Here is a 5,833-nt window from a genome sequence, read left to right on the forward strand (position 1 = left end):
ATCAGCGGCCAGTTGGCGTACTGGCGCGACGAATTGACCGGCGTACCACATGAGGTGGCGTTGCCCGCCGACCGGGCGCGGCCTGCGGTGCCGTCCTTCAAAGGGCGGCTGGTGCCGGTGGCCACGGACGCGGAGACCCACGCCCGCTTGGTGCAGGTGGCCCGGGAGGGCCGGGCGACGATGTTCATGGTCGTACACGCGGCCGTGAGTGTGCTGCTCTCCCGAATGGGTGCGGGCGAGGACATTCCGTTGGGGACGCCGGTCGCGGGGCGGGGTGACGCGGCGTTGGAGGACCTGGTCGGTTTCTTCGTCAACACGCTTGTGCTGCGGGCCGACCTGAGCGGAGATCCGACCTTCGCCGAGTTGCTGGAGCGGGTGCGGGCGACGGACCTGGCGGCGTACGCGCATCAGGACGTGCCCTTCGAGCGCCTGGTCGAGGAGTTGAACCCGTCCCGGTCGCTGTCCCGCACACCCCTCTTCCAAGTGATGCTGGCCCTGCAGAACGTGCCCGAGGCCGAGTGGGACCTTCCGGGCGTACGGGTGGGTCCCTCGCCGCTGCCGCCCGAGCTCGCCGCCCGGTTCGACCTGGCGGTGTCCGCCGTCGAGCGCCGCGACCGACACGGCGCCCCGGCAGGACTGGACGGCGAAATCCTGTACGCGACGGACCTGTTCGACGAAGAAACGGTCCAGGCACTGGCGCAGCGCCTGGTGCGCGTCCTTGAACAGGTCGCCGCCGATCCGGACATCCGCCTCAGTGATGTGGATGTCCTGACGGCGGCCGAACGCTCGCGCGTGGTGGAGCGGTGGAACGACACCGCCCGCCCGGTGCGGCCGTCGTCGGTCGTGGAGCTCTTCGAGGAACGGGTGGTGCGGTCGCCGGACGCGATGGCGGTCGTATCGAGTGAAGAAGCCCTCACCTACGAGGAGTTGGCGGACGCGGCGGCGCGTCTCGCGCGTCACCTGATCGATGCGGGCGTGGGCCCGGAGTGCCGGGTGGCGGTCGTCGTGGAACGGTCGGTGGCGCTGGTGGTGTCGCTGCTCGCGGTGTCCACGGCCGGCGGGGTGTTCGTGCCGGTGGACCCGGAGTACCCGCCGGAGCGCGTGGCGTACCTGCTGGAGGACTCCGATCCGGCGGTGGTCCTGTGCACCACGCGGACCCGGGCCGTCGTACCGGAAGAGGGCTCGGGCCGGGTCGTGGTCATGGACGACCCGGCGGTGGCCGCAGAGGTGGCGGAACGCGCGGGCGGCCCGCTGCGCGACGCGGAGCGCCGGGCGCCGCTGGGGGCGGACAACGCCGCGTACGTGATCCACACCTCGGGGTCGACGGGGGCGCCGAAGGGCGTGGCGGTCACCCACCACGGGCTGCGCAACCTCGTCGCGGACAACGTGGAGCGCTACGGAATCGACGAGGACAGCCGCGTCCTGCAACTCGTCTCGCCGAGCTTCGACGTCTCCATGGCGGACATCTGGCCGACACTGTGCGCGGGCGGACGGCTCGTCCTGGCCCCCGCCAAACTGGACACCTCCGGCGACGAGCTGACCCTGCTGATGCGGGCGCAGGGCGTCACCCATCTGGCGACCACGCCGACCTACCTGTCCCAGATACGGCCGGAGGACGTACCGGACCTGCGCATGCTGGTGACCGGAGGCGAGCCCATGCCCGCCGAGGCACGCCGGCGCTGGCTGCCGGGACGCACCATGTACAACCAGTACGGCGTCACCGAGGCGACGGTCATCTCCACGGTCAACCAGGTACGCCGGGACCGCGACGCCGCGACACCGATCGGCGGCCCGATCGGCAACATCAAGGTGTACGTGCTGGACCCGGCCCTGCGGCCCGTGCCGGTGGGCGTGGCGGGCGAGCTGTACGTGGCCGGTGCCGGGCTCGCGCGCGGCTACCCGGGGCGCGCCGGTCTCTCGGCGCAGCGGTTCGTGGCCTGCCCGTTCGGGACGGGCGAGCGGATGTACCGCACCGGGGACGTGGTGCGGTGGACCAGCGAGGGCGAACTGGTCTTCGCGGGCCGCGCCGACGGCCAGCTCAAGATCCGCGGACACCGGATCGAACCCGGCGAGGTCGAGGCCGCTCTCGAAAGCTGCGCCGGCGTGCGCGAGGCCGTGGTGCTGGTGCGGGAGGACCGACCGGGCGAACGCCGACTGATCGGCTACGTGGCCGCGGACACACGCGCGGTGGACGGGCGGACGGTACGCGACTTCGCCGCCCGCGCGCTGCCGGAGTACATGGTGCCGACGGCGGTCCTCGTCCTCGACGCGCTGCCGCTCACGGTGACCGGCAAACTCGACCGTGCCGCCCTGCCCGCGCCCGACTTCGCCGAGCGCGTCTCGGGCAGGGAGCCGCGTACGGAGACGGAGCGAATCCTGTGCGACGTGTTCGCCGAGATGCTCGGCCTTGAGCGCGTCGGCGCGGACGACGGCTTCTTCGAGCTGGGCGGCGACTCGATCAGCTCCATGCAACTGGTGTCCCGGGCGCGCAGGGCGGGCCTGGTACTGACGCCCAGGCACGTGTTCGAGGAGAAGACCCCCGAGCGCCTCGCCGCCGTCGCGGAGGCGATCGGGACGGCGGAACGCGCCGCCGCCGTCCTCGACGTCGGCGTGGGGGAGGTGCCCTGGACCCCGGTCATGCGGGCGTTCGGCGAGCGAGCCGCGGGCGCGGGCTTCACACAGTGGATGACCGTCGGTGCGCCGGCGGGCCTCGGCCTCGATGTGCTGGCGGCCGGTCTCGGGGCGCTCCTCGACACGCACGACATGCTGCGGGCGCGGACCGTCCCGGGAGAGCTGAGGCTGATCGTCGGGGAGCGCGGTTCGGTGGATGCCGGGGGGCTGGTGGCCCGGGTGGACGCGGTGGGCACCTCCAGTGCGGCGGACGCGACGGACGACGCCCTGGATGAGATCGCGGGGCGGGCCGCGCGTGAGGCGGCGGAGCTGCTTGACCCGGCGTCCGGCGTGATGGTGCGGGCGGTCTGGGTGGACGCCGGGCCCGCCCGCCCGGGACGGGCCGTGCTGGTGGTGCATCACCTGGTGGTCGACGGGGTGTCGTGGCGGGTGCTGCTCCCGGACCTCCAGGCGGCGTGCGAAGCGGTGGCGGCCGGGCGTGAGCCGGTCCTCGATCCGGTGGGGACCTCGTTCCGGCGCTGGTCGGAACTTCTCTCCGCACAGGCACGCACGCAGAGCCGGGTCGCCGAGCTGGACGGCTGGTCCGCGCTGCTCGGACAGGCCCGGCCACCGCTGGGCCACCGGGCGCTGGACCCGGCGGTGGACACCGCGCGGACGCTGCGTCGCCGCTCGTGGACAGTGCCGCGGCAGCAGGCGGCCACCTTGGTGGGCCGCACCCCCAGCGCCTTCCACTGCGGAGTGGACGACGTGCTCCTCGCGACCCTGGCGGCCGCCGTCGCGCACTGGCGGCCGCGGGCCGCGACCGGAGGACTCCTCGTGGACATCGAGGGGCACGGCCGTGAACACCTGGAGGGCACGGATCTGTCCCGCACCGTCGGCTGGTTCACCAGCGTCCACCCGGTCCGCATCGAGGTGACCGGCGCCGACCTGGACGACGCTATGGCCGGTGGCCCGGCGGCGGGTACGTTGGTGAAGGCCGTCAAGGAACAGGCCAGGGCAGTGCCCGGCGACGGCCTCGGCTACGAACTGCTCCGCCGACTCAACGCCGAGACGGGCCCGGTCCTCGAAGCCGCGCCGACCGCGCAGATCGGCTTCAACTATCTCGGCCGGTTCGCCGCCGGACCGATGGACGGCACGGCTGGCGCGCACGGCACACCAGGCACGCTAGGCGAGTGGCAGCTGGCCGGGGCGGCGGCGATCGGTGGCTCCGCCGAACCGGACCTGCCGGCCATGCATGTGGTGGAAGGACTCGCGGTGGTCCGGGACACCCCGGCCGGACCCGAGCTGACCGTCACCCTCAGCCGGCCGGGTCAGCTCCTGGACGACGCCGACATGGAGCGTCTGGGCCGGGCCTGGCTGCGGATGCTGGCAGGCCTCGCCGCCCACACGGACGAGCCCGCGGCCGGTGGGCACACCCCGTCCGACTTCCATCTCCTCGACCTCGAACAGGACGAGGTCGACCAATTCGAAGCGATAGCAGCCAAGCTCCAGGAGGGTCTGTCCCGGTGAAGTCATCAACCGCCGCCCCAGGTCCGGCCCGTGGTCCCGACCATGGCCCGGACCATGGACCGGCCCGCGACTCGGCCCAGGGCTCAGCGAAGGGCTCGGCCCTCGCGGGAGTGTGGCCGCTGTCGCCGCTCCAGGAGGGCCTGCTGTTCCACGCCGACTTCGACGACCAGGGCCCCGACGTCTACTCCGTGCAGTTCACGCTGGCCGTCGAAGGACCGCTGAACGCCGACCGTCTACGGGCGTCGTGGGAGGCGCTCCTCGACCGGCACGCGGCGCTGCGGGCGAGCTTCCACCGCAGGAAGACGGGCGAGGCGGTCCAACTCATCACCCGGAACGTGACGGTGCCCTGGCACGAGGTCGACCTGTCGGCGCAGGCGGAGCCCGTACGCTCGGCCCGCGCCGAGCGACTGGCCGCGCGGGAAAGGGCGGAGCGCCTCGACCTGACGGTCCCGCCGCTGCTCCGGCTGCTGCTGATCCGCCTCGGCGAGCACCGGCACCGGCTCGTCGTCACCTCCCACCACCTCCTGATGGACGGCTGGTCGATGCCGGTCCTCCTCGGCGAGCTCTCGGAGGTGTACGAGGCGGGCGGCGACGCCTCCGTGCTCAAGCGGTCGGCTTCGTACGGGGACTACCTGGTCTGGCTGGGCCGGCAGGACAAGGAGGCGGCGCGTGCCGCCTGGCGTGCGGAGCTGGCCGGGGCCGACGAGCCGACCCTCGTGGCCCCGGCGGACCCGGGCGGGGCACCCGTGCTGCCGGTGCTGCCCGAAGAAGTCGTGGTGCGGCTCTCCGAGGAATCCACCCGGGCGCTGGCGGAGCTGGCCCGCGCGCAGGGCCTGACCGTGAACACGGTGATCCAAGGGGCCTGGGCGCTGGTCCTGGCGCGGCTCGCGGGGCGTACGGACGTGGTGTTCGGCGCGACCGTCGCGGGACGCCCCGCCGAACTGCCCGGCGTGGAATCGATGATCGGCCTGTTCATCAACACGCTGCCGGTACGCGTGCGCCTCGACGGCGGACAGTCGGTGGACCACATGCTGACGCGCCTCCAGGAGCGCCAGTCCGCACTCATCGCCCACCAGCATCTGGGACTTCCGGAGATCCAGAAGCTGGCCGGTCCCGGTGCCGTCTTCGACACGCTCGTGGTCTACGAGAACTACCCCACTCCGCCCACGGACCCCACCGCCCCCGACACCCCCGCCTTCACCGTCTCGCCGGGCCCCCAGGCGACCAACTACCCGCTGACCCTCGGCGTCCTCCTGGCCGACCACCTCGATGTCCGCTTCACATATCGGCCCGATGTGTTCGACCAGCGGGCGGTTTCCGAGCTGGGACAGCGGCTGATACGGGTGCTTGAGCAGATCGTGGCGGATCCGTCGGTGCCGGTGGGCCGGGTCGATGTGGTGGGCCGCGTGGAGCGTGAGCGGGTGGTGGAGGCGTGGAATGCGACGGTGGCGCCGGTGCCGGGGGCTTCGGTGTTGGAGTTGTTTGCCGGGCAGGTGGGGCTGCGGCCTGATGCGCCGGCCGTGGTCGACGGGGAACAGGTCCTGTCCTACCGGGAGTTCGGCGATAAGGCGGGTCGTTTCGCGGCGTATCTGGCGGGGTTGGGTGTGGGTCGGGGTGATCGTGTCGCGGTGGTGATGGAGCGGTCGGTCGATCTGTTGGTGGCTTTGCTGGGTGTGTGGAAGGCGGGTGCTGC

2 protein-coding genes are annotated in these 5,833 nt (G+C 72.6%); both read left to right on the top strand.

What is annotated here, in order from left to right; all coding sequences use genetic code 11:
* A partial coding sequence (locus ACWDZ7_RS42455) for an amino acid adenylation domain-containing protein (protein ID WP_451804269.1) occupies positions 1-4,140 on the top strand: 4,140 nt, incomplete at its 5' end.
* Positions 4,137-5,833, top strand: a 1,697-nt coding sequence (locus ACWDZ7_RS42460) for a condensation domain-containing protein (RefSeq protein WP_451804271.1), incomplete at its 3' end; no start/stop codon positions are given. The genes ACWDZ7_RS42455 and ACWDZ7_RS42460, both read left to right, overlap by 4 nt.

It is taken from the genome of Streptomyces sp. NPDC003032, assembly GCF_053591415.1.